This window comes from Dactylosporangium sp. NPDC006015 (assembly GCF_040614215.1).
GTDB lineage: Bacteria > Actinomycetota > Actinomycetes > Mycobacteriales > Micromonosporaceae > Dactylosporangium > Dactylosporangium maewongense.
The window spans coordinates 180,204-203,560 of record NZ_JBEXUD010000015.1 but is presented as its reverse complement, the minus strand read 5'-3'; the positions used below and the strand labels follow the sequence as shown (position 1 = coordinate 203,560).

The following is a 23,357-nucleotide window of genomic DNA, read 5'->3' as shown; positions in this document are numbered from 1 at the left end:
ACCGATACTACGATGGTAGTTCCTGCAACTGCAATCGTAGTATCAGCCGATCCGGTACTGCTGCGCGCGGTCCTGGTCGAGGGACAGGCCGTGCCCGGGGGCGGACAGGTTCGGCGCCAGGGTGCCGCCGGGGTCCGGTGCGGCGGCACCGTCGAGGAGCATCGACTCGATACGTACGTGGTCGTGGAACCATTCCAGGTGGCGCAGGTTGGGGGTGGCGGCGGCGACGTCGCGGTGCAGGTGCGGCGCGCAGTGCCCGGAGACCTGCAGCCCGTGGGCGGCGACGGCGGCGACGTTGCGCCACTCGGTGATCCCGCCGCAGCGGGTGAGGTCGGCCTGGACGCAGTCGACCGCCCCGGCGCCGATCATGCGGGCGAAGTAGGGCAGGTCGTAGCCGTACTCGCCGGCCGCCACGTCGGGGAGCACCGCGTCGCGGACCTGCCGGAGCCCGTCGAGGTCGTCGGAGGAGACCGGCTCCTCGAACCAGGCGATGTCGTGCCCGGCGGCTGCCTGGGCGACGCGGATCGCCTGCTTGCGCTGGTAGGCGCCGTTGGCGTCGACGTAGAGCGCCGCGTGCGGTCCGATGACCTGGCGGGCGAGCCGGATCCGGGCGAGGTCCCGCTCGACGTGGCCGCCCCACGACTCGCCGATCTTCATCTTGACCCGCGGGATGCCCTGCTCGTGGACCCAGCCGCCGAACTGGGCCGTGAGCTGCCGGTCGTCGTACGTGGTGAACCCGCCGCTGCCGTAGACCGGCACCGCGGTCCGCACGACGCCGAGCAGGCGGGCCAGGGGCAGGTCCAGCAGCCGGGCCTTGAGGTCCCACAGGGCGATGTCGACGGCGGAGATGGCGGTGGCGGCGACCCCGGGCCGGCCGATGTTGCGCACGGCACGGTGCATCGCCTGGTAGGCGGCGGTCACGTCGAGGGCGCAGCGCCCGGTGACCACCGGGGCGAGGGTCTGCTCGACGAGGTGCTGGGCGGCCGACGCGGTGTAGCTGGCGCCGAGCCCGGTCCGCCCGCCCGCGGTCACGGTGACGGTGACCATGGTGGTGCTGTCCCAGGCGATGGTGCCGTCGGCCTCCGGGGCGTCGGTGGGGATCCGGTACACCGCCGCGGCGACCCGCTCGACGGGCGCCTCGGCGGCGGTCACGACCGCACCGCTCTCGCCTCCGGACGCACCGACAGCGCGCGTTCGGGCCGTTCGCCGGCCGGCACGCCGCGCAGCGCGGCGTTGACGACCTCGGCGAGGTGCAGCGCGTGCCGGCCCGTGCCCGCCTCCTCGATCTGGGTGCGGCAGGAGAAGCCGTCCGCGAGGATGATCGTGCCGGGCGCGGCCGCCCGGACCGCCGGCAGGAGGACCTGCTCGCCGACGGCGAGGGAGACGTCGCGGTGGTCCGGGGTCATGCCGAAGTCCCCGGCCAGCCCGCAGCAGCCGGATGCCAGCTGCTCGACGTCCAGGCCGACCCGGCGCTGCAGTTCGGCGTCGGCGTCGTGGCCGAGCACGGCGTGGTGGTGGCAGTGCGTCTGGCTGATCGCGTGCGGCCGGCCGCCGTGGTCGCCGCGCAGCTCGGGCAGCGCGATGTCGTGGTCGGTGACGAGCAGCTCGGCGAGCGTCCGCGTCTGCTTGCGCAACCGCAGCGCGTCCTGGTCGTGGCCGAGCAGCTCCAGCGCGTCGCCGCGGAACACCGCCGTGCAGGAAGGCTCCAGTCCGACGACCGGGACCCTCGCCCGCAGCCACGGCGCGAGCGCGTCGATGGTGCGCCGCAGCACCCGGCGGGCGATCCCGAGCTGCCCGGTGGAGATCCAGGTGAGCCCGCAGCAGACCGGCCCGTGGGGCAGCGCGACCCGGAAGCCGACCGCCTCCAGCGCGCCGACCGCCGACGCGGCGATGCCCGGCGACAGGTACGTGGTGAAGGTGTCCGGCCACAGCAGCACGGTGCCCCGCTCGCCGGTGCCACCCGGCGTCCGGTTGCGCATCCACCGCTGGAAGCCGGCCCCGGCGAAGCGGGGCAGGTCGCGGCGCGGGTCGATGCCGCCGAGCCGTTTGACCGCGGCACCGAGCACGGGCGCGTGCGTGACGGCGTTGACCAGGTCGGGGGCCAGGGCCGCCAGCCGGGCCGCCGCCGGCAGCCAGCCCAGCGAGTAGTGGGACCGGGGGCGGATCCGTCCGGCGTGGTGATGGGCGAGGAACTCGGCCTTGTAGGTGGCCATGTCGACGTGCATGGGGCAGTCGCGCTTGCAGCCCTTGCAGGCCAGGCACAGGTCGAGGGCGTCGGCCACGGACTGCTCCCGCCAGCCGCCGGTGATCGTCTCGCCGCGCACCATCTCGAACAGCAGCCGCGCCCGCCCCCGGGTGGAGTGCTCCTCGTCGCCGGTGACCTGGTAGCTGGGGCACATCACGCCCTGGTCCGGCTCCGGCCGGCGGCACGCGCCGACCCCGGCGCAGCGCAGCGCGGCGCGGGCGAAGCTGCCGCTGTCCTCCGTGTACCGGAAGTACGTCGCCGGCTCGGCGGGGGCGTAACCGGCGCCGAGGCGCAGCTGGCCGTCGAGCGGGTTGGCGTGCACGACCTTGCCGGGGTTCATCCGGTTGTCCGGGTCGAAGATCGCCTTGAACTCCTCGAAGGCCTGGACCACGTCCGGGCCGTACATCCTGGTCAGCAGCTCGCCGCGGGCCTGCCCGTCGCCGTGCTCGCCGGAGTAGGACCCGCCGTGGTGTGAGACGAGGTCGGCGGCCCGCTCCACGAAGGTGCGGAAGTCGGCCACACCGCCCGCGGTGACCAGGTCGAACGGGATCGACGTGTGCAGGCAGCCGTCGCCGAAGTGGCCGTAGAGGCTGGCCGCGTCGTAGCCGTGGCGGTGCAGCAGCCGCTGGAAGTCGCGCAGGTAGTCGCCGAGGCGCTCCGGCGGCACGGCGGAGTCCTCCCAGCCGGGCCAGGTGTCGGGCCCGCCGGGGGTGCGGGCGGTGGCGCCGAGGCCGCCTTCGCGGACGGCCCACAGCTGCGCCTGGTGCTCCGGGTCGTCGAAGACCTTGCCCTCGTCGTGGCCCAGTTCGTCGAGCATCCGGTGGACGCGGTCCTTGGCCTCCTCGACGGTGTCGGCGCCGACGTCGACCATCAGCCACGCCGCCCCGCGGCCGGTGTGGTTCGTCGGCTCGGGCAGGAGCTTCAGCGCCTCGGGGCGCATGTGCTCCTCGCCCTCGTAGCGGATCAGCTTGTCGTCGAGCCCTTCCAGGGCCGTCGGGGCGTACCGGTTGATGGTGGGCACCGCGTCGGCGGCGGCGGCGATGTCGGGGAAGGCCATCAGCACCAGGACGTGCTTCGGCGGCTCGGGCAGCAGCCGCAGCTGCGCGCGCAGCACGGTCACGCAGGTCGACTCGGTGCCGACCAGCGCCTGGGCGAGGTTCATGCCGTGCTCGGGCAGCAGCGCCGGCAGGTTGTAGCCGGAGATGCGCCGCGGCAGGGCCGGGAACGCGCGGATCTGTCCGGCGTACCGGTCGCGCAGGTCACGCACCGCGCGATAGATCTCGGCCCGGCGGCCGCCGGCGGCGAGGATCCGCCGGTACTCCTCGTCGGAGGTCTCGCCGACCCACATCCGCTCGCCGTCGTAGGTGAGGATCTCCAGCCGCTCGACGTTGGCGGCGGTCGTGCCGCTCCACTGTGCGGTGGAGCCGCACGAGTTGTTGCCGATCATCCCGCCGATCGTGCAGTGGCTGTGGGTGGCGGGCTTCGGCCCGAAGACCAGCCCGCCGTGGTGCCGGGTGGCGGCGTTGAGCTGGTCGAGGACGAGGCCCGGCTGCACCACCGCCCGCCGGTGCTGCCCGTCGATGGACTCGATCGCGTTGAGGTGCTTGGAGAAGTCCATGACCACGGCGACGTTGCAGCACTCGCCGGCCAGGCTGGTGCCGCCGCCGCGGGACAGCAGCGGCGCGCCGAACTCGCGGCAGGTGGCCACGGTGGCGACCACGTCGTCGAGGGTGCGCGGCACCACCACACCGATCGGGACCTGCCGGTAGTTGGAGGCGTCGGTGGCGTAGAGGGCGCGGGTGCCGTCGTCGAAGCGCACGCCGCCGTGGATCCGCTGCCGCAGCGCGGCGGCCAGACCCTGGGCGTCGACGTCGGCGGGCCGGGCGGTGCGGACCCTGGGCGCCGGCAGCAGGGTGGTCACCGGTCCGCCTTCAGCTGCTGGATCTTGTCCTTGAACAGGGTGGTGGCGATCGACGCCTTGTGCGGCTGGCCGTGCAGGAAGGCCTGGGCGAACTTCTTCGCCTGCTCGTAGCTGACCTTGCCGGGCATCGGCGGCTCGTTCGGGTCGACGGTCACGTCGACCAGCGCCGGGCCGCGGTGGGTGAACGCCTCGACCAGCGCGGCGCGCAGGTCGCCGGCCTTCTCGACGCGGGCGCCGAAGCCGCCGCAGGCGTGCGCCCAGGCGGAGAAGTCCGGCTTCGGGTCGCCGAAGCGGACCCCGTGCTCGGGGTAGCCGAGCACCATCTGCTCCCACAGGATCTGGCCCAGCGCGTTGTTGTTGTTGATCACCACCTTGATCGGCAGGTCGTAGCGGCAGGCGGTGTTGAACTCGGCCATGAGCATCGCGAAGCCGCCGTCGCCCTGGTAGGCGATCACCTGCCGGTCGGGGAAGGCGTGCTGGATGGCGATCGAGTAGGGCAGGCCGGGCGCCATCGTGGCGAGGTTGCCCGACAGGTAGAACTCCCGCCCGCCGCGGATGCGCCAGTGCCGCGCCGCCCAGGTGGCGATCGTGCCGGAGTCGCAGCACAGCACCGCGTCCTCGTTCGCCAGCTCGTCCAGGCAGGACGCCAGGTACTGCGGGGCGATCGGGTCCCGTTCGCCGTTCTCCAGGGCGTGCATCTTCTCGTTCCAGTCGCGCATCTGCGCCTGGTACCGCTGCAGGTGCGACCGGTCGGTGCGGCGGGTCAGCCGGGGGATGAGGGCGTGCAGGGTCGCTTCGACGTCGCCGATGAGCGGCACGTCGGTCGGCAGGCGCATCCCGGCCCGGGTCTCCTCGATCTCGACCTGGACGACCTTGACCTTGCCCGCCTGCGGCAGGTGCTTGGTGTACGGGAAGTTGGTGCCCAGCATGACGAGGGTGTCGATGTCGTCGATCAGCTCCTCGCTGGGGGCGGTGCCCAGCAGCCCGATGCCACCGGTGGTGTAGGGCGAGTCGTCGGGGATCACCATCTTGCCGGACAGGGTCTTGATCACCGGGGCGGCGATCGTGTCGGCCATCCGCTCCACCAGTGCGCCCGCGCCGCGCGCGCCGACACCGACCAGGATCGCCGCCTTCGCCGAGCCGTTGATCACCTCGGCGGCGCGGGCGACGTCCTCGTCGCGCGGCCGCACCGAGCTGGGCAGGTACACCGGCGCCGTGGCCGGCGGCTTGGCGGGGGACACGTGCTGGTAGGGGTCGGCGTCGGCCGGCGCCACCTGGATGTCGTTGGGGACGCACAGGTGAGCGACGCCCCGCCGGGCGTACGCGTGCCGGATCGCCACGTCCACCAGCGCGGGCAGCTGCTGCGGGTTGACGATCAGCTGGTTGTAGACGCTGACGTCCTCGTACAGCCGGGTCAGGTCGACCTCCTGCTGGTATCCGGTGCCGAGCACCGAGGTCTCCTGCATCCCGGTGATCGCCAGCACCGGCGCGTGGTCGAGCTTCGCGTCGTACAGGCCGTTGGCCAGATGGATGCCGCCGGGCCCGGAGGTGGCCAGGCACACCCCGATGCGTCCGGTGGCCTTCGCGTGGGCGGTGGCCATGAACGCGGCCGCCTCCTCGTGGTGCGTCAGGACGAAGCGCACCCGGTCGGCGTTGCGCCGCAGCCCTTCCATGATCCCGTTGATGCCGTCGCCGGGGATGCCGAACACCGTGTCGACGCCCCAGTCGGCAAGCCGGGAGATCAGTACCTCGGAGGTGATGGTTTCCATGTGGCGTTGGTCCTTTCCGGTGTTGGGCAGGCCCGCGCCACCGCACGGCCGGACCGTCGCATGGCGTGACCCAGCCACCGGCAACCGGCGCGCGGTGCAGGTGTCACTCACCCCGGCCGGGCGTCACCTCGTCGAGCGGGTCACCGACGCCCGCCGGCGCCAACCGACGCCGGCGCCAACCGGGTCCTGATTGCCATGCCCGTCCACAGCCCGCCGAAACTCCTGCTCGCCCCGCTCGGCCAGGCCACCGGACGGCGGGTGGGTGCCGTCCACCGGGCACGGGCCCGGTGGACGGCCACGACGCCGGCGCGGGTGCTCAGAAGTCGTCGTCGAAGGAGACGGTGCCGGTGACGCCGACCTGGTAGGCCGAGACCCGCCGTTCGAAGAAGTTCGACAGCTCCTGGACGTCCTGGAGCTCCATGAACGCGAACGGGTTGCGGCTGCCGTAGAGCGGCTCGACGCCCAGCAGCGCCAGCCTGCGGTCGGCGACGTGCTGCAGGTACTCGCGCATGTCGGCCAGGGACAGCCCGGAGATGCCCTGCTCGAGCAGGTCGGCGGCGAACTGGACCTCGCACTCGACGGCCTCGGCGACCATGGCCCGGATCTGCCCGGCCATCTCGTCGTCGAACAGGTCCGGCTCCTCGGACCGGACGGTGTCGACGACGTCGAACGCGAAGGCCATGTGCATCGACTCGTCGCGGAAGACCCAGTTGGTGCCCGAGGCGAGGCCGTGCAGCAGGCCGCGGAAGCGCAGGTGGTACACGTAGGCGAAGGCGCCGTAGAAGAACAACCCTTCGATGCAGGCGGCGAAGCAGATCAGGTTGAGCAGGAACGACCGCCGGTCGTCGCGGGTCCTCAGCTCGCGCAGCTCGAAGATCGAGTCGATCCAGCGGAAGCAGAACTCGGCCTTGCGGCGGATCGACGGGATGTTCTCCACGGCGGCGAAGGCGGCGGAGCGCTCGTGCTCGTCGGTGACGTACGTGTCGAGCAGGTTCAGGTAGAACTGGACGTGCACGGCCTCCTCGAACAGCTGCCGGGACAGGTAGAGCCTGGCCTCGGGGCTGTTGACGTGCTGGTACAGGTTGAGCACGAGGTTGTTGGCCACGATCGTGTCGCCGGTGGCGAAGAACGCGACGAGCCGGGACACCAGGTGCCGCTCCGCCGGGGTGAGCCCGGCGAGGTCGGGCAGGTCGGTGTGCAGGTCGATCTCCTCGACGGTCCAGGTGTTCTTGATGGCGTCCTTGAACCGGGCGAAGAAGTGCGGGTACCGCATCGGGCGCAGGGTCAGGTCCATGCCGGGGTCGAGCAGCATGGGCGCGGTAGTGGCGGCGCGGGGAACGGGAATGACGGTCACTGGCAGGCCTCGCAGGCTTCGGGGTTCTCCAGGGAGCAGGCGACGGCGTCGGTGCCGGCGGCCGCGGTGATCGCCGGCAGGACCGGCACGGTCGCCTGCTGGATCCGGGTCGCCGGCCGGGACCGCAGGTAGTAGGTGGTCTTCAGGCCGCTCTTCCAGGCGTGCAGGTACATCGAGGAGAGCTTGCCGATCGTCGGTGCGGCCAGGAACAGGTTCAGCGACTGGGACTGGTCGACGTACGGCGCGCGGGCCGCGGCGAGGTCGATGAGCGCCCGCTGGGGCAGCTCCCACGCGGTGCGGAACAGCGAACGCACGTCCTCGGGCAGGCCGTCGACCGCCTGCACGGACCCTTCGGCCCGCTTGATCTGCTCGCGGACCGTGGCCGTCCACAGCCCGCGGGCCTTGAGCTCTCGGACCAGGTAGGTGTTGACCTGCAGGAACTCGCCGGACATGGTCTCGCGTTTGAACAGGTTGGACACCTGCGGCTCGATGCACTCGTAGCAGCCGGCGATCGAGGCGATCGTCGCCGTCGGCGCGATCGCGACGAGCAGCGAGTTGCGCAGCCCGTGCGCCGCGACCCGGGCCCGCAGTGCCGCCCACCGCCCGGGCTGTGCGGGGGTGGCGCCCCACAGGTCCGGGTGCAGCTCGCCGCGCGCCGCGCGGGTCTCGGCGAACGCCGGGTGCGGGCCGGACCGCTCCGCCAGCTCGGCGGACGTCTCGGCGGCGGTGAGGAGGATCTCCTCCTGGACCCGGGTGGACAGGTCCCGCGCCGGCGCCGAGTCGAACGGCAGCCGGAGCGTGAAGAACGCGTCCTGCAGGCCCATCAGGCCGAGGCCGACCGGCCGCCAGCGCGGGTTCGACGCGGCGGCCTGCGCCGCCGGGTAGTAGTTGATGTCGATGACCCGGTCGAGGAACACGACGGCGGTGCGGACGGTCTCCCGCAGCCGCTGCCAGTCGACGCCGTCGGCGGTGACGTGCGCGCCGAGGTTGATCGAGCCGAGGTTGCACACGGCGGTCTCGTCGTCGCTGTTGACCTCGAGGATCTCGGTGCACAGGTTCGACAGGTGGATGGTGTTGCCGGGCGCCCCGGTCTGGTTCGACAGCGCGTTGGAGCGGTCCTTGAACGTCATCCACCCGTTGCCGGTCTGGGCGAGCGTGCGCATCATCCGGGCGTACAGGTCACGGGCCTTGACCGTCCTGACCGCCCGCTTCTCCGCGACGCGGTAGGCGTCGTCGAACGCCTCGCCGTGCAGGTCGGGCAGCTCCGGCGCGTCGGACGGGTCGATGAGCGACCAGTCGGCGTCGGCCTCGACCCGGCGCATGAACTCGTCCGGGATCCAGTTGGCCAGGTTCAGGTTGTGCGTGCGCCGGGACTCCTCGCCGGTGTTGTCCCGCAGCTCCAGGAACTCCTCGATGTCCGGGTGCCATGGCTCCAGGTACACGCACGCGGCACCCTTGCGCCGGCCGCCCTGGTTCACCGCCGCGACCCCGGCGTCGAGGGTCTTCAGGAACGGCACGATCCCGTTGGACCTGCCGTTGGTGCCGCGGATGAGCGCGCCCCGGCCGCGGACCCGCGTCCAGGAGATGCCGATGCCGCCGGAGAACTTCGACAGCTTCGCGACCTGGTGGTAGCGCTCGTAGATCGAGTCGAGCTCGTCGCGGGGCGAGTCGACCAGGAAGCAGGAGGACATCTGGGTGTGCCGGGTGCCGGAGTTGAACAGCGTCGGCGAGCTCGGCAGGTACGCCAGGGACGACATGAGCCGGTAGAAGCCGGTCGCCTCGGACGGCGTCCGCGACAGCCCGCAGGCCACCCGCAGCAGCCAGTACTGCGGCGTCTCCACGACGAGGCGGCTGGTCGGGTGGCGCAGCAGGTACCGGTCGGCGACCGTCCGCAGCCCGAAGTACTCGAACCGCAGGTCACCGTCCGGGTCGACGGCGTCGTCGAGCTCGCGGGCGTGGCGGGCCACGAACGCCGCCGTCTCGTCGCCGATCAGCCCCAGGCCGTGGGCATGGCGGATCGACTGGCTGAAGCCGGCCACGTCCTGCCCGCGGACCTCCTTGCCGACGTACGCGGCGAGCAGCCGCGCCGCGAGCCTCGAATACTGCGGCTCCTCACCGATGAGCTCGGCGGCGGTCTGGATCGACAGCTTGTCCAGCTCCGCGGTGGTGGCGCCGTCGTACAGGCCGCTGATCGTCCTGGTCGCCACCCGCAGCGGGTCAACCTCGTCGAGGCCGCCGACCCACCGCTCGACCGCCTTGACGATCTTGCCGACGTCGACCGGCTCCAGGTCGCCGTCGCGGTTCCGGACCCGCATCGCAGGCCGGCGTGGCTGCGCCGTCGTGACCGTCACTGGCTCTCTCCTCGCGAGCTCGTTCCAGTGGATCCGAGGTCGCGGGGACGCCGAACGGCGCGCACGGCGGGTCGCCCGTCCGTGAACCGTTCATGGTGGCGTCGGCCGTCCCGCGCGGCCTCGAAGCCGCCACGCACGGGGTGTGCGTGGCGCGCTGGCAGGTCTTCGGACTCGCGGGCGTGACCACGGATGGTCGCCTACTGGCCGTCACTTCCCAGGCCGGATGGCCCAGTGTGCTCGACGGCGGTCGTTCCCACTCACCGCTGCGGGGCAGTCCCGGACTCGCACCGGGTTCCCTCTTGCCTCGACCCGGCCCCGCTGGGGGACCGGCTCGAACCAGCTGCGTCGAGCACCATATCTAGGGCCGCCGAAAAATGCACACACCACATGTCGGTGCGGCGTGTTGTGATCTTCACATTCCGCGGCCGGCTGTCCCGTGACAGCCGTGCCGACGTGTCGTGTGCCCGGCCCGTGCCCTTGAAGGTTGCCGATTCCTCTGGCAGTCTCGTCATGCCGCCGCGATGTTAGCGCTCACTTCACCCGCCAGTCATGAGGTGCGGACGCGTCGCACAAGCATGTTAACGCTCACACATCCAACGCCCGCCGTCACGGTCGAAAGGATCAACCCCATGCCTCACCCCAGCGTCAGCCGCCGCCGGCTGCTGCAGACCACCGGCGCCGTCGCCGCCGCCTCGGCGGCCGCGCCCCTGCTCGGCGCCCCGACCGCCGCGGGCGCCGCCCTCGCCCCGGCCCGCGCCGACATCGGCGTCTCGGCCTACGCGTTCGACCTCGGGCAGGTGCGGCTGAGCACCGGCCGCTTCCTGGACAACCAGAACCGGACCCTGGCCTACCTGCGCTTCGTCGACGTCAACCGGCTCGTCTACAACTTCCGGGCCAACCACCGGCTGTCCACCGCCGGCGCCGCCGCGACCGGCGGCTGGGACGCGCCGACCTTCCCGTTCCGCACCCACATGCAGGGCCACCTGCTGACCGCCTGGGCCCAGGCCTACGCCGTGCTCGGCGACACCACCTGCCGGGACAAGGCCAACGCCATGGTCGCCGCGATGGCCGCCTGCCAGGCCAACAACGCCGCCGCCGGCTTCAGCACCGGCTACCTGTCCGGCTTCCCGGAGTCCGACTTCACCGCCCTGGAGTCCGGCACCCTCAGCAACGGCAACGTCCCCTGGTACTGCATCCACAAGACCCTCGCCGGGCTGCTGGACGTGTGGCGGTACATCGGCAGCACCCAGGCGCGTGACGTGCTCCTCGCCCTCGCGGGCTGGGCCGACTGGCGCACCGGCCGGCTCAGCGCGAGCCAGATGCAGACCACGCTGGGCGTCGAGTTCGGCGGCATGAACGCGGTCCTCACCGACCTGTACCAGCAGACCGGCGACGCGCGCTGGCTCACCGCGGCCCAGCGCTTCGACCACGCGGCCGTGTTCAACCCGCTCGCGTCCAACACCGACCAGCTCAACGGGCTGCACGCCAACACCCAGGTGCCGAAGTGGATCGGCGCCGCCCGCGAGTACAAGGCGACCGGCACCACCCGGTACCGCGACATCGCCGTCAACGCCTGGAACATCACCGTCAACGCCCACACGTACGTCATCGGCGGCAACAGCCAGGCGGAGCACTTCCGCGCCCCCAACGCCATCGCCTCCTACCTGGCCAACGACACGTGCGAGCAGTGCAACACGTACAACATGCTGAAACTCACCAGAGAGCTCTGGCTGCTCGACCCGAACAACGCCGCCTACTTCGACTTCTACGAGCGGGCGCTGCTCAACCATCTCATCGGCGCGCAGAACCCCGCCGACAGCCACGGCCACATCACCTACTTCACCGGCCTGCAGGCGGGCGCCCGGCGCGGCGTCGGCCCGGCGTGGGGCGGCGGCACGTGGAGCACCGACTACGACAGCTTCTGGTGCTGCCAGGGCACCGGCGTCGAGACCAACACGAAGCTGATGGACTCCATCTACTTCTCCAACGGCACCACGCTGACGGTGAACCTGTTCGTGCCGTCGGTGCTCACCTGGAGCCAGCGCGGGATCACGGTCACGCAGACCACCACGTATCCGGTCAGCGACACCACCACGCTGCAGGTCACCGGCAGCGTCGGCGGCTCCTGGACCATGCGGATCCGCATCCCGTCGTGGACCTCGGGCGCGACCGTCAGCGTCAACGGCACCGCGCAGAGCATCGCGACCACACCCGGCACGTACGCGTCGCTGACCCGGTCGTGGACGTCCGGCGACACCGTCACCGTCCGCCTGCCGATGGCCGTGGCGGTCCGGCCCACCAACGACAACGCCAACGTCGTCGCCGTCACCTACGGCCCGGTCGTCCTCGCCGGCAACTACGGCAACACCGCGCTGTCCTCGCTGCCCGCCCTCACCACCTCGTCGGTGACCCGCACCGGCAGCGGCTCGCTCGCCTTCACCGCCACCGCCAACGGCACGAACGTCGGCCTGGGCCCGTTCCAGGACGCGCACGGCTTCAACTACACCGTCTACTGGAGCGCCAACGGCGCATCCTCCGTGCCGAACTACCGGCTGGTCAACGCCGCCAGCGGCCTGGTGCTCGGCGTGCAGAACATGTCCACCGCCGACGGCGGCCTGGCACTGCAGTGGACCGACAACGGCACCGCCGACCACAACTGGGAGCTCGTCGTCGACGGCACCGCCGTCCGCCTCCGCAACCTCAACAGCGGTAAGGTGCTCGGCATCCAGAACATGTCCACTGCCGCGGACGCCGTCGCCCTGCAGTGGGCCGACAACGGCACCGCCGACCATCGCTGGACGATCGTCGACAACGGCGACGGCAACCACAAGCTCCGCAACGTCAACAGCGGCCTGGTCCTGGGCATCCTGGGCAACTCGACCGCCAACGGCGGCCAGGCCGTCCAGACTACCGACGACGGCAGCACCGACAACCTGTGGCGGCTGCTGCCCGGCGGCGCCCGCCGCATCCAGAACCTCGGCAGCGGCCTCGTCCTCGGCGTCACCAACATGTCCACGGCAAGCGGCGCCCTCGTCCTGCAGTGGGGCGACACCGGCACCGCCGACCACCTGTGGACCGCGGTCGCCGACACCGGCGGCTACATCCGTCTCCGCAACGCCAACAGCGGCCTCGTCCTCGGCGTCGAGAACGCCGGCACCGCCAACGGCGCCAGAGCCGTCCAACTCGCCGACACCTCGTCCTCCGATCGGCGTTGGCGGCTGCGGTACGGCGCGAACGGCTACTTCCGCATCCAGGCCGCGAACGGCGGCCGGGTCCTCGGCGTCAACGGCGCCTCCACCGCCCAGGGCGCCCAGGTCCTCATCTGGGACGACAACGGCACCAACGACCACCTCTGGCGCTTCATCTGACCGTGGCCGTGCGTGGCCGGTGCACGTGCCGGCCACGCACGCCACGCGTCAGCGATCGAGCGCGCCGCCGGTGGCCGACCCGAAGTACGCGCGGAGCTTGTCCGCGTACGGCCGCCGCTGCTCAGCCGGGGCGAAATCCTTCTCCGGGTGGGTGAAGTAGAGGTCGTCGCCGGCGTACCGCGGAAACACATGGACGTGGTAGTGCCACCTGTCCTGGTTCCCGGCCGGCTCGTTGTGCTGACGCACCGAGGTCCCGTCGCAGCCGTACGTCCGCCGGACCGCGATCGCGACCTCGCGGACCAGGTCGTGGACCGCGTGACCGTAGCGGGACGGCAGGTCGTACAGGTTCTCGTGGTGCTCGTTCGGCACGACCAGCACGTGACCGCGGTTCCTCGGCCACCATCGCGGCGACACGAACGCGGTGGCCAGCTCGTCGCGCCGCACGACGTCCTCCTGCGTCCGCCGCTCGTCCCCGCCGCCCGCCACCAGCCGGCAGAAGGGGCACTCGTAGTCGTCCGGCGCGTGGTTGAACATGACACCCCTCACGGTCGGCAGGACACGGAGATCATTCTTCCAGCGTCGCATGTGGTTTCCGCCTCACCACCACCCGTGTCGCGGGCATCCGGGGCGGCCGGATGGCTGATCTCACCCGGCGCCCCGTTGCCCGCCGGCGCCGCGGTTCGTACCGTCGCGGCCATGACCGCCTGGACCCTCGCCGTCGCCCGTGACGACCTCGCCCGGACCGTGCTCGCCGAAGGGCCGGTGCCGGACCTGGCCGGCGGTGAGGCGCTGCTGCGGGTCGACCGGGTCGGCATGACAGCCAACAACGTCACCTACGCCGTGCTCGGCGAGTCGATGCGCTACTGGGAGTTCTTCCCGCATCGCGACCCCGGCCTGGGACTGGTGCCGCTGTGGGGCTTCGCGGAGGTGGCGGCGTCGACGGTACCGGGTGTCGAGCCCGGCCAGCGCGTGTACGGCTACCTGCCACCCGCCAGTCACCTCGTCGTGCGGCCGGTGCGGATCGACGGGACCGGGTTCCGCGACGGTGCCGGGCACCGGGCCGCGCTGCCGTCGCCGTACAACGCGTACCGCCTGACCACGGGCGACCCGGTGTACCGCGCCGACCAGGAGGACCTGCTGGTGCTGTTCCGGCCGCTGTTCTTCACCTCGTTCATGCTCGCCGACCAGCTGCTGGACAACGACTGCCACGGAGCGGCCGCCGTCCTGCTGTCCTCGGCGTCGAGCAAGACCGCCTACGCCGCCGCGTTCGAACTGCGGGGCCGCGGCGCTCGCGTGATCGGGCTGACCTCGCCGGGCAATGTCGCCTTCACCGGGTCGCTCGGCTGCTACGACCAGGTCGTGTCCTACGACGACGTCGCCACGCTCGACGCGGTGCCCGCCGTCTACCTGGACCTGTCCGGATCGCCCGCCACCCGGGCGGCGGTCCGCGCCCACTTCGGCGACCGGCTCGTCCGCGACGTGGCGGTCGGGCTCACCGCCCAGATCCCGAACGCCGACGCCGCCGGCCAGGTCTTCTTCGCCCCCGACCAGATGCGCAAGCGGACCGCCGACTGGGGCCGCGAGGGCCTCGACCGCCGCTTCGCCGAGGCGTGGCGCCGTTTCGCCGCGGCCGCCGCCGGCTGGGTCGACGTCGAGACCGGCGAGGGCCCGGAGGCGCTGCGCGCCGCCTGGCTCGACGTGCTCGCCGGCCGCGCCGCCCCCCGCTCCGGCCGGATCGTCCGCCTTACATGACCCCACCGCCAACCCGATCCCACCGGGAGGCGCCCGAAGGAACCAGGCCAGACACGGGACAGCGGTGCCTCGATCTCACCGCCCGCTGGTCTGTCGCCCCGGACCCGCTGCTCCGACCTGACCACCTGTGCCTCTGACTGCGATGCCTCTGATCCCGGGTGCTCTGACCGCCTCGGCCTCTGCTCGCTGGGCGCTCCGGTCTCGAGAGGCTGTGGTCGCGGGAGTCTGATCGGGTCCGCCGCCGGCCGGCCTCGGCCCCTTGACCGCGGCGGCTTCTGATCGCCTCGGGCGTCCGGCCGGGGCTTCTGACCGCGGCTGGCCGTCCGACCGGCGACCCAACCGGCGCAGGCGCCTGACACCGGGAAGCCGGCCGGTCAGGAGTGGGACAGCTCCGTGATGCGGCGAAGCAGGAGGCCTTCGCGCAGGGCCCAGGGGCAGACGTCGACGTGGTCGATGTCGAGGGCTTCCATGGTGGCGGCGGCGATGACCGCGCCGGCGAGGAGCTGGCGGGAGCGGCTCGCGGCGACGCCGGGCAGGGCGGCGCGCTCCTCGGGGCGCATCGCGGTGAGCCGGGGGATCCAGTCGTGCAGGCCGCGCAGCGTGAGCCGGCCCTCGGCGCCCGCGACCCTGGCGAGCTGCTTGAACGTCTTCGACGTCGCGACCTGCAGCGCGCCGGCGGGCACGGCCGACGCATACGGCCGGACGGAGCGCAGCACGTGCCGGTGGACGGCCTCGACGTCGCGGCGGCGGGCGGGATGGCAGGGGAGCATGGTGCGGGTGATGCGGGCCGCGCCGAGGGGCAGCGACACCGCGAACCCGGGCTGCTCGCCGGATCCGGCCGCGATCTCGGTCGTCGCGCCGCCGATGTCGAGCAGGAGCAGCGGGGCGGCGGGTGCGCCGGGCGCGCCGGAGGAGTCGCCGAGCCAGCGCCGGACGGCGAGGAACGTCACGCGGGCCTCGTCCTCGCCGCTGAGCGAGCGCAGCTCGATGCCGGTGACCTCGCGGACCCGGTCGCGGATCTCCTCGACGTTGGTGGCGTCGCGGATCGTCGCCGTGGCGAGGGGGATCAGGTCGGTGACGGCGTGCCGGCGGGACGCGTCGACGGTCTCGGTGATGGCGGACACCAGCCGGTCCACGGCCTCGTCGGACAGCGCACCGTCCGCGTCGACGGAGTCGGCGAGCAGCGTCGGCGCCTTGAGCCGGAACACCGACTGCGGCGGGCCTCCCGGGTGGGCGTCAACCACGTGTAGGTGCGCGGTGTTGGAGCCCACGTCAAGCACGGCCAATCGCATCGGCTCCCCCTTCTCCCCGCGCGAGCTCGCCCGGTACCCCGTCATTGTCCCACCGAAACATCACAACCCTGTTGCCGGCAACAGTCAGATCTGCGGCAGTGTCCACTGTGGACTACGTCGAAGGAACGTGACCCAGATTCACGATGCAGAACCGGTTCCCGTCAGGGTCGGCGAGCACCACGAAGTCGGGGTCGGCCGGAAAGCTGTCCCAGTCCACACGGGACGCGCCGAGCGACTCCAGCCGCGCCGCCTCGGCCGACTGCTGCGCGGCGTCGGCGACGTGCAGGTCCAGGTGGATCCGCGGGTGGGCCTGCGGGGCAGTGACGTTGCGCTGCAGCGCGATCGGCGTGCCGACGCCGTCCGGTGGCACCAGGATCGTCGCGGCACCACCGAACCCGGTCTCGTGCCGACGGTACCCTACCGCCTCCTGCCAGAAGCGGGTGGCCCGCGCCACGTCGTCGACGCCGAGGACGATCGCACCAACTGTCAGCATCCGCGTCATTGTGCCAGCCGCGTCGAGGCGACCCAGCGCACCGTGGGGTCGTTGTCGCTCATGTACCGCCGGAGCACCGGCCCCGCCGCGACCCGGTCCAGGTGGCTGAGGATGACGGCGACCCGCTGCCGCACGACGGGGTCGGGGTCGTCGGCGAGGCCGAGCACCAGCGGCGCCCACCGGCCCCGGTCCCGGGTCGCGAACAGCGCGCTCACGGCCTCCGCCCGCACCGCCGCCACGTCGTCGCGCAGCAGCTCCGCGAGTCGCCGGGCCGCCAGGGGGTCGGCGTCGACGGCCGCGCCGAGGGCCTTGGCGGCGGAGAGCCGGTTGCCGGGCGAGGGATCGGCGGCGAGCACCAGGAGTGGGTCGAGGTCGTCGAGGCGGGCGAGCGCGGCCCGGGCGTGTTCGCGGACGGAGCGTTCGGTGTCGTCGGCGAGGCGGCGCAGCAGGGTCACCGCGGCGGCCCCGCCGAGCCGGCCGAGCGCGTTCGCCACCGCCGCCCGCACCTGCGGCGACGGGTCGTCGGCGGCCGGGGTGAGGTCGGTGACGGCGCCGGGCCGCCCGGACCGTCGCAGCGACTCGACCGCCGCCGCCCGGGTCTCCTCGAACGGGCTGCGCAGCGCCTCGACCAGCGCCGCGTACGCCGCGTCGTGCCGCACCGCGAGGTCGAGCTGCCCGGCGGCGCTCAACCGGACCGACCGGTCCGTGTCGTGGAGGGCCGCGGCGAGCAGGTCGATGTCCTTCGGGCCCGGCAGGTGCCCGAAGGCGTGCAGCCCGACCCGCCGCCGCTCGACGCTGCCGTCGGTGGCGTACTCGGTCACCAGCCGGCGCCCGCGCGAGGGGTCGGCCCGCAGCAGCTCGGCGATGGTGTTGTCCAGGTCCACCTGGCTGTCGCAGAGGTCGCGGGCCGCGGCCTCCAGCAGCGCCGGCAGCGCGTCCGGGCCGGCGATCGCCGCGAGCACCGAGGCGATCAGGTCCCGGCCGGCGGGGTTGCCCTCGTCGAGGAACCGGGCAAGGTGCGCGTGCAGCTCCGGCACCAGCGAGGTGTCGCCGGACCCGGCCAGCGCGTCCAGGGCCGCCGCCAAGGCGCCGGCTTCCACGGGATCGGCGTCCAGCGGGCCGTTCGTGAGCTCCGCGAACTCGGCGGCGGCGTGGCGGAGCACGGTGGCGAGGGCGGCCCGGGTGTCGGTCACCCGCGCCACCCTGCCACAACGGGGGTGGGTCGCGCGTCAGGCCTTCGGGGCCTCGAAGACGAGCATCGCGTCCGCCGGGGGCTCGCCGTAGATGGAGCGGACGGTGGCCTCGTCGAAGCGGGTCTCGTCGGCGACGTTGACGAAGTCGCGGATCGCGGTGCCGGTGCAGTACGTGTCGGCGAGCGGCGCGCCGCGGCGGGCGACGACGTCGGGGACGTGCACGGTGCGGAAGTCGACGCTGTAGCGGGCGAGGCCCGACGTGTTCGGGGTCGACCGGTGCAGGTGGGCGCCGGAGAACAGCAGCACCTGGCCGGGCGCGGGCAGCACGACCAGCTCGTTGGGCGGGTTGTGGTCGGTGGCGCCGGGGCGGACCTGGGCCTCCCGCTTGACCGACGCGGCGGTGGTGAGCCGGCCGACGTTGTTGGCGTAGTAGTCGAAGTCGCCGGAGTTGTTCGCGACCGGCGCGTTGAAGCGGTCGAGGTCGAAGGACATCGCGTTGGTGTCGCGGGCCGGGAAGATCGGCAGCCACCAGTTGAGCTGCTGGTTGGGCGCGGAGTACCAGACGTCGCGGTGCCACGGGAAGGCGAACGCGACGCCCGTGGTCAGGTGGCCGACAGGGAACGAGGTGCGGGGCTTCGGCACGTCGAAGTGGGTCTCCTCGGCGGTGAAGCCGGCCTCCTCGATGATGTTGCGGACCAGCTTCTTGGACCGCTCGTCGTGGATGAACCGCGGCTTCCACGGCCCGAGCAGGGTGGCCATCGCGGCCGGCTCGAAGTGCTCGTGGGCGTGCTCCGGGTCGTGCGGAGCGAAGAGCTCGGTCAGCTGCTGCCGGGCGTGGTCGACGAACTTCGCCACGGACGGCAGCTTCGTCATGACCAGAAGGTGACCGTCATACAGGCGTTGGCGGAGCACCTCGGGCGTTGCCTGCAGGTCGACGTGAACGGCCATCTGTCTTCCTCCCCGGAGAAGCATTCGCAGGTGAGCGTAGGCATCCGCCGCGCCGAGTGACACCCGGGTCCCCATCTCGGTGCCGGTTCGTCAGGTTTCTGACTCAACGTGACCGGCGAAGATCGATTTTGGCAAATGGATGGCAAACGATTGCCGTCGCCGTCGGGGCGTCACTACCGTCCGAGGCACATGTCCCCACCCCGCCAACCGAGGGAGATGCATCAATGCCCCATGCCCCCAGCAGGGCGGCGAAAGCCCTGCTCAGTGCGGTGCTCATGCTCGGCGGCACGGTCGCCGTCATCGGTGCCACCGCGGGCGCGGCGCACGCCGCCTGCGGCACGACCAACGTCGCGCTCAACAAGCCCGCCACCTCCTCGTCCAACGAGAACGGCAACCTGACCCCCAACAAGGCCGTCGACGGCAACACCGCGACCCGGTGGTCCAGCGCCTTCAGTGACCCGCAGTGGTTGCAGGTCGACCTCGGTGCGGTCACCGACGTCTGCCAGGTCGTCATCACCTGGCAGACGTCCTACGCCAGGGCGTTCAGCGTCGAGGTGTCGCCGACCGGCGCGGCCGGCAGCTGGACCTCGATCTACTCGACCACCACCAGCACCGGCGGCACGCAGACGCTCACCGTCAGTGGCAGTGGCCGCTACCTGCGCGTGTACGGCACGCAGCGGGCCAACAACTACGGCTACTCCATCAAGGAGCTCGCGGTCTACAGCGGCACGCCGGTCGAGCCGCCGGTCTGCCCGACGCAGCCGGCGAACCCGACCCTGCCGCCGAACTTCATCGTGTTCGACCCGTCGATGCCGGCGAGCACCATCCAGGCCCGCGTCAACGAGGTCTTCACGGCGCAGGAGTCCAACCAGTTCGGTGCGCAGCGCTACGTGCTGGCGTTCCAGCCCGGCACGTACAGTGGCATCAACGTCAACACGGGCTTCTACACCTCCGTGATCGGCCTGGGTCGCGACCCGGACGACGTCGTCATCAACGGCGACGTGACGGTGGACGCGGGCTGGTTCGGCGGCAACGCGACGCAGAACTTCTGGCGCTCGATCGAGAACCTGTCGATCGTGCCGAGCAACGCCAACAACGGTGACCGGTGGGCGGTGGCGCAGGCCGCGCCGATGCGGCGGGTGCACATCCGCGGCAAGCTCAACCTGGCCCCCAACGGCTACGGCTGGGCCAGCGGCGGCTACATCGCCGACAGCAAGATCGACGGCAGCGTCGGGCCGTATTCGCAGCAGCAGTGGTACACCCGCGACAGCTCGATCGGCGGCTGGGTCAACGGCGTGTGGAACATGGTGTTCTCCGGCGTGCAGGGCGCCCCGGCGAACAGCTTCCCGAGCCCGCCCTACACCGTCCTGCCCACCACCCCGGTGATCCGTGAGAAGCCCTACCTGTACCAGTCGGGCGGCGCCTACAACGTGTTCGTGCCGAACCTGCGCACCAACGCGGCCGGCACCACCTGGTCGGGCGGCTCGACGCCGGGCACGTCGATCCCGCTGAGCAGCTTCTACGTCGTGCAGCCCGGCGCGACCGCCGCGTCGATCAACGCGGCCCTCGCCTGCGGCCGGCACCTGTTCTTCACCCCGGGCATCTACCACCTGAACCAGACGCTCAACGTGACCAACCCCAACACGGTCATCCTGGGTGAGGGGTACCCGACGCTCATCCCGGACAACGGCGTCAACGCGATGACCGTCGCCGACGTCGACGGGGTGAAGATCGCCGGGGTGCTCTTCGACGCCGGCACGGCCAACTCCGACACGCTGCTCACGATCGGCCCGGCCGGCTCGGGCGCGAGCCACGCCACCAACCCGACCACCGTGCAGGACGTGTTCTTCCGCATCGGCGGCGCCGGCCCCGGCAAGGCGACCAACAGCCTGGTGGTCAACTCCGACAACACGATCATCGACCACATCTGGGCCTGGCGCGCCGACCACGGCGCCGGTGTGGGCTGGACCGTCAACACCGCCGACACCGGGCTGATCGTCAACGGCGACGACGTCTCCGCCTACGGCCTGTTCGTCGAGCACTACCAGAAGGACGAGGTGGTCTGGAACGGCCAGGGCGGCCGGACGATCTTCTTCCAGAACGAGATGCCGTACGACCCGCCGAGCCAGTCCGCCTGGCGGACCGGGGCGCGCGGCTACGCCGCGTACAAGGTGGCGAACAGTGTGACGACCCACGAGGCGTGGGGGATGGGCAGCTACTGCAACTTCAACGTGGAGTCCACGATCGTCGCCGAGCACGGCTTCGAGACCCCGGTCACCGCCGGCGTGAAGTTCCACGACCTGCTCACGGTCTCACTCGGCGGCAAGGGCACGATCGCCCACGTCATCAACACCACCGGCGGCCCGGCGCAGGGGCAGAACACGGTCCCCGTGTACCTGGTCAGCTTCCCGTGACCGATTTCTGTTAACACCGTTTGACATTTCCGCTCCATCGACGTACAACACTGTGAGAGCGCTCTCAGCAGGCTTGCCCGGGTCGGCCGCCACCGGCCCGGGCAGGTTCCTCATGACCGCGCAGACAGGGCCCGTCCGGCATGGGAGCGCCGGGCGGGCCCATTCAAGTCGGGTCAGGCCTACCTTGTCGCTGCCGCCGCCGGTGTACGGACGTCCTCCTGGACGGCGGTGACCGCGGGCGGGACCCGGCCGGGCCACCAGGCGGCCTTCCCGAGCAGGGTCATCGTCGCCGGGACCAGCAGCATCCGGACCACGGTCGCGTCCAGCACGATCGCCACGACCAGGCCCAGGCCGATCTCCCGGATCGGGGCGAACCCGCCGACCAGGAACCCGGCGAACACCACCACGAGCAGCAGCGCCGCCGACGTGACGATCCGGCCGGTCTCCTGCAGCCCGACCGCCACCGACCGGCGGGAGTCCGCGCCGGTGAGCCGGTGCTCGCGGATGCGGGCGAGCAGGAACACCTCGTAGTCGACCGACAGGCCGAACGCGATCGCCGCCACCAGGACCGGCACGGTCAGGTCGATCATGCCGAGGTCGCCGCGCTCCTGGAACACCAGCGTCACCACGCCCAGCGCCGCGCCGATGCTCAGGACGCTGGTGACGACCGCCTTCACCGGCAGCAGGACCGACCGGGTGAACGCGGCCAGCAGCGCGATCGTCGCCGCGACCACCACCAGCGCGGCGATCGGGCCGTAGTCGGCCAGCATCCCCCGGTAGTCGACGAGCTGGGCCGCGGCGCCGGTCACGAGCACCTCGAACGGCGCCGGCACGTCCCGCACCGCGTTCACCGTCGCCCGGCCCTCCGGGGTCTCGGGGCGGTGGGCGGGCGCGGCCCGTACCAGAGCGACCGTCGCCGACAGGGGTTCGACCTCGACCTTCGTCACGCCCGGGACCGCCCGGACGCGCTCGGCGAACTGCACTGTCGCCGGGTCGGTGGCGGAGGCGCGGACCACGGCGACGATGTCGCCCGGCCCGACGAGCTCGGGGAAGTGCGCGGCCAGCTGGTCGTGCTGTTGTCGGGTCTGCGTCGAGGCCGGCAGCGCCCGCGCGTCGCTGTTGCCCAGGCGCATGTCCAGGGCCGGGACGGCCAGGGCGAGCAGCCCGGCCGCGGTCACCACGGTGGTCAGCAGCGGCCGGCGCTGCACGGCGACCGCGATCCTGCCGAAGACGCCGTCGCCCGCTCGGGGCTTCGCGGGCTTGACCCGCCGGCCGACGAGCGCCAGCACCGCCGGCAGCAGCGTGAGCACCGCGACCATGTTGACCAGCACGACGCCCGTACCGGCGAGACCCATCGACCGCAGGAACGCGTCGGGGAACACGGCGAGCCCCAGCAGGCTGGCGGCGACCGTCAGGCCGGTGACCGCGATCGTGCGGCCCGCCTTGTCCACGGCCGCGGCGAGCGCCTCCTTGACGTCGCCGGTGTTCGCGCGCTCGGTCCGGAACCGGCTGATCAGCAGCAGCCCGTAGTCGACGGCGAGACCGACGCTGAGCATCGTGGCGACCTGGATCGCGTAGACGGAGATGTCGGTGCCGAAGCTGAGCGCGTAGAGCAGCCCGAACGTGCCGCCGATCCCGGCGAGCGCGACCAGCAGCGGCATCGCCCCGGCGAGCAGCCCGCCGAACACCACCACGAGCAGCACCAGCACGACCGGCATCGTGTAGAGCTCGGCCCGCTGCACGTCGGACTGGGCCTGCCCGCCGAACTCCGCGTCGGTGAGCATCCCGCCGGTGACGGTCACGTCCGCCGACCGCAGCCGGTCCGCGACCTTCTGCGCTACGACGGCGTCCTTGACCGTCACCTGCAGCAGCGTCGCCTGACCGTCGGTGGCCGGCAGCGGCGCACCGACCTGGCTGACCCCGTCGAACCCCTGCACGTCGGCGAGCGCCGCCGTCAGGTCCACCCCACCGGTCGCCACCACCGTCAGCTGCGCCGGCTGCGGCCCGGCGGCCTCGTCCCGCAGCTTCAGGGCCCGCTCGGTCTCCGACCCGGGCACGGTCGCGACCTGCGCGGTCAGCTTCATGAACACCCCGCCGCCGACGCCGAACCCCACGGCGACGACCGCCACCCAGAACACGATGACCATCACGGGCCGGCGCAACGCCAGCGCTGTCAACATCCGGAACATGCCGACGATATTGGTCGCGGCGACCGTGCCGGCACCTCGCCGTGGGGAGCGGTCTTCGCCCTCCCTCT

Annotated in this window: 14 protein-coding genes and 1 riboswitch; of the genes, 3 read left to right on the top strand and 11 right to left on the bottom strand. The window is 72.1% G+C overall.

The window, feature by feature from the left end:
* Positions 1-42: 42 nt before the first annotated feature.
* The 5 genes from ABZ321_RS27000 to ABZ321_RS26980 form a co-directional block, all read right to left on the bottom strand.
* The gene (locus tag ABZ321_RS27000) at positions 43-1,152 is read right to left on the bottom strand and encodes an enolase C-terminal domain-like protein (RefSeq protein WP_354896059.1); all 1,110 of its coding nucleotides are present in this window, start codon (positions 1,150-1,152) and stop codon (positions 43-45) included.
* Entirely contained in the window at positions 1,149-4,157 is a 3,009-nt protein-coding gene (locus ABZ321_RS26995; RefSeq protein ID WP_354896123.1) for an FAD-binding and (Fe-S)-binding domain-containing protein, read from the bottom strand. The genes ABZ321_RS27000 and ABZ321_RS26995 overlap by 4 nt, the downstream gene beginning before the upstream one ends.
* A gap of 5 nt (positions 4,158-4,162) precedes the next feature.
* Positions 4,163-5,935 carry a thiamine pyrophosphate-dependent enzyme gene (locus ABZ321_RS26990; protein ID WP_354896056.1) on the bottom strand — a complete coding sequence of 591 codons (1,773 nt, stop codon included), beginning with the start codon at positions 5,933-5,935 and terminating at the stop codon, positions 4,163-4,165.
* Between the two features lie 316 nt (positions 5,936-6,251).
* Positions 6,252-7,247 (bottom strand): ribonucleotide-diphosphate reductase subunit beta, encoded by a 996-nt coding sequence (locus ABZ321_RS26985; protein WP_354896053.1) that lies wholly within the window; start codon positions 7,245-7,247, stop codon positions 6,252-6,254.
* Positions 7,248-7,285: 38 nt separating this feature from the next.
* Positions 7,286-9,604, bottom strand: coding sequence for a ribonucleoside-diphosphate reductase subunit alpha (locus ABZ321_RS26980; protein ID WP_354896120.1), 2,319 nt, complete (start codon positions 9,602-9,604; stop codon positions 7,286-7,288).
* Between the two features lie 174 nt (positions 9,605-9,778).
* Positions 9,779-9,996: riboswitch (cobalamin riboswitch) on the bottom strand.
* Positions 9,997-10,269: 273 nt separating this feature from the next.
* Between ABZ321_RS26980 and ABZ321_RS26975 the strand changes: the two genes are divergently transcribed.
* Positions 10,270-13,008 carry a beta-L-arabinofuranosidase domain-containing protein gene (locus tag ABZ321_RS26975; protein WP_354896050.1) on the top strand — a complete coding sequence of 913 codons (2,739 nt, stop codon included), beginning with the start codon at positions 10,270-10,272 and terminating at the stop codon, positions 13,006-13,008.
* A 48-nt stretch (positions 13,009-13,056) separates the two neighbouring features.
* Here ABZ321_RS26975 and ABZ321_RS26970 read toward each other — a convergent pair whose 3' ends face one another.
* Entirely contained in the window at positions 13,057-13,554 is a 498-nt protein-coding gene (locus ABZ321_RS26970; RefSeq protein WP_354896047.1) for an HIT domain-containing protein, read from the bottom strand.
* 150 nt (positions 13,555-13,704) lie between these two features.
* On the opposite strand from ABZ321_RS26970, the gene ABZ321_RS26965 reads away from it, so the two are divergent.
* Positions 13,705-14,760: a DUF2855 family protein gene (locus tag ABZ321_RS26965; RefSeq protein WP_354896044.1), complete on the top strand. Its 1,056-nt coding sequence runs from the start codon at positions 13,705-13,707 to the stop codon at positions 14,758-14,760.
* 374 nt (positions 14,761-15,134) lie between these two features.
* On the opposite strand, the gene ABZ321_RS26960 is transcribed toward ABZ321_RS26965, so the two are convergent.
* From ABZ321_RS26960 to ABZ321_RS26945, 4 genes are all read right to left on the bottom strand, one after another.
* Complete coding sequence (locus ABZ321_RS26960) at positions 15,135-16,052, bottom strand: hypothetical protein (RefSeq protein WP_354896042.1); 918 nt, start codon at positions 16,050-16,052, stop codon at positions 15,135-15,137.
* Between the two features lie 112 nt (positions 16,053-16,164).
* Positions 16,165-16,545, bottom strand: a complete 381-nt coding sequence (locus ABZ321_RS26955; protein WP_354896039.1) for a VOC family protein — start codon at positions 16,543-16,545, stop codon at positions 16,165-16,167.
* A 5-nt stretch (positions 16,546-16,550) separates the two neighbouring features.
* Positions 16,551-17,738, bottom strand: coding sequence for a HEAT repeat domain-containing protein (locus ABZ321_RS26950; RefSeq protein ID WP_354896036.1), 1,188 nt, complete (start codon positions 17,736-17,738; stop codon positions 16,551-16,553).
* 36 nt (positions 17,739-17,774) lie between these two features.
* Positions 17,775-18,686 (bottom strand): hypothetical protein, encoded by a 912-nt coding sequence (locus ABZ321_RS26945; protein ID WP_344505643.1) that lies wholly within the window; start codon positions 18,684-18,686, stop codon positions 17,775-17,777.
* 224 nt (positions 18,687-18,910) lie between these two features.
* Between ABZ321_RS26945 and ABZ321_RS26940 the strand changes: the two genes are divergently transcribed.
* Entirely contained in the window at positions 18,911-21,100 is a 2,190-nt protein-coding gene (locus tag ABZ321_RS26940) for a discoidin domain-containing protein (protein ID WP_354896033.1), read from the top strand.
* A gap of 179 nt (positions 21,101-21,279) precedes the next feature.
* Here ABZ321_RS26940 and ABZ321_RS26935 read toward each other — a convergent pair whose 3' ends face one another.
* A complete protein-coding gene (locus ABZ321_RS26935; RefSeq protein WP_354896030.1) occupies positions 21,280-23,280 on the bottom strand; it encodes an MMPL family transporter in 2,001 nt (666 codons plus the stop codon).
* Positions 23,281-23,357: the final 77 nt, after the last annotated feature.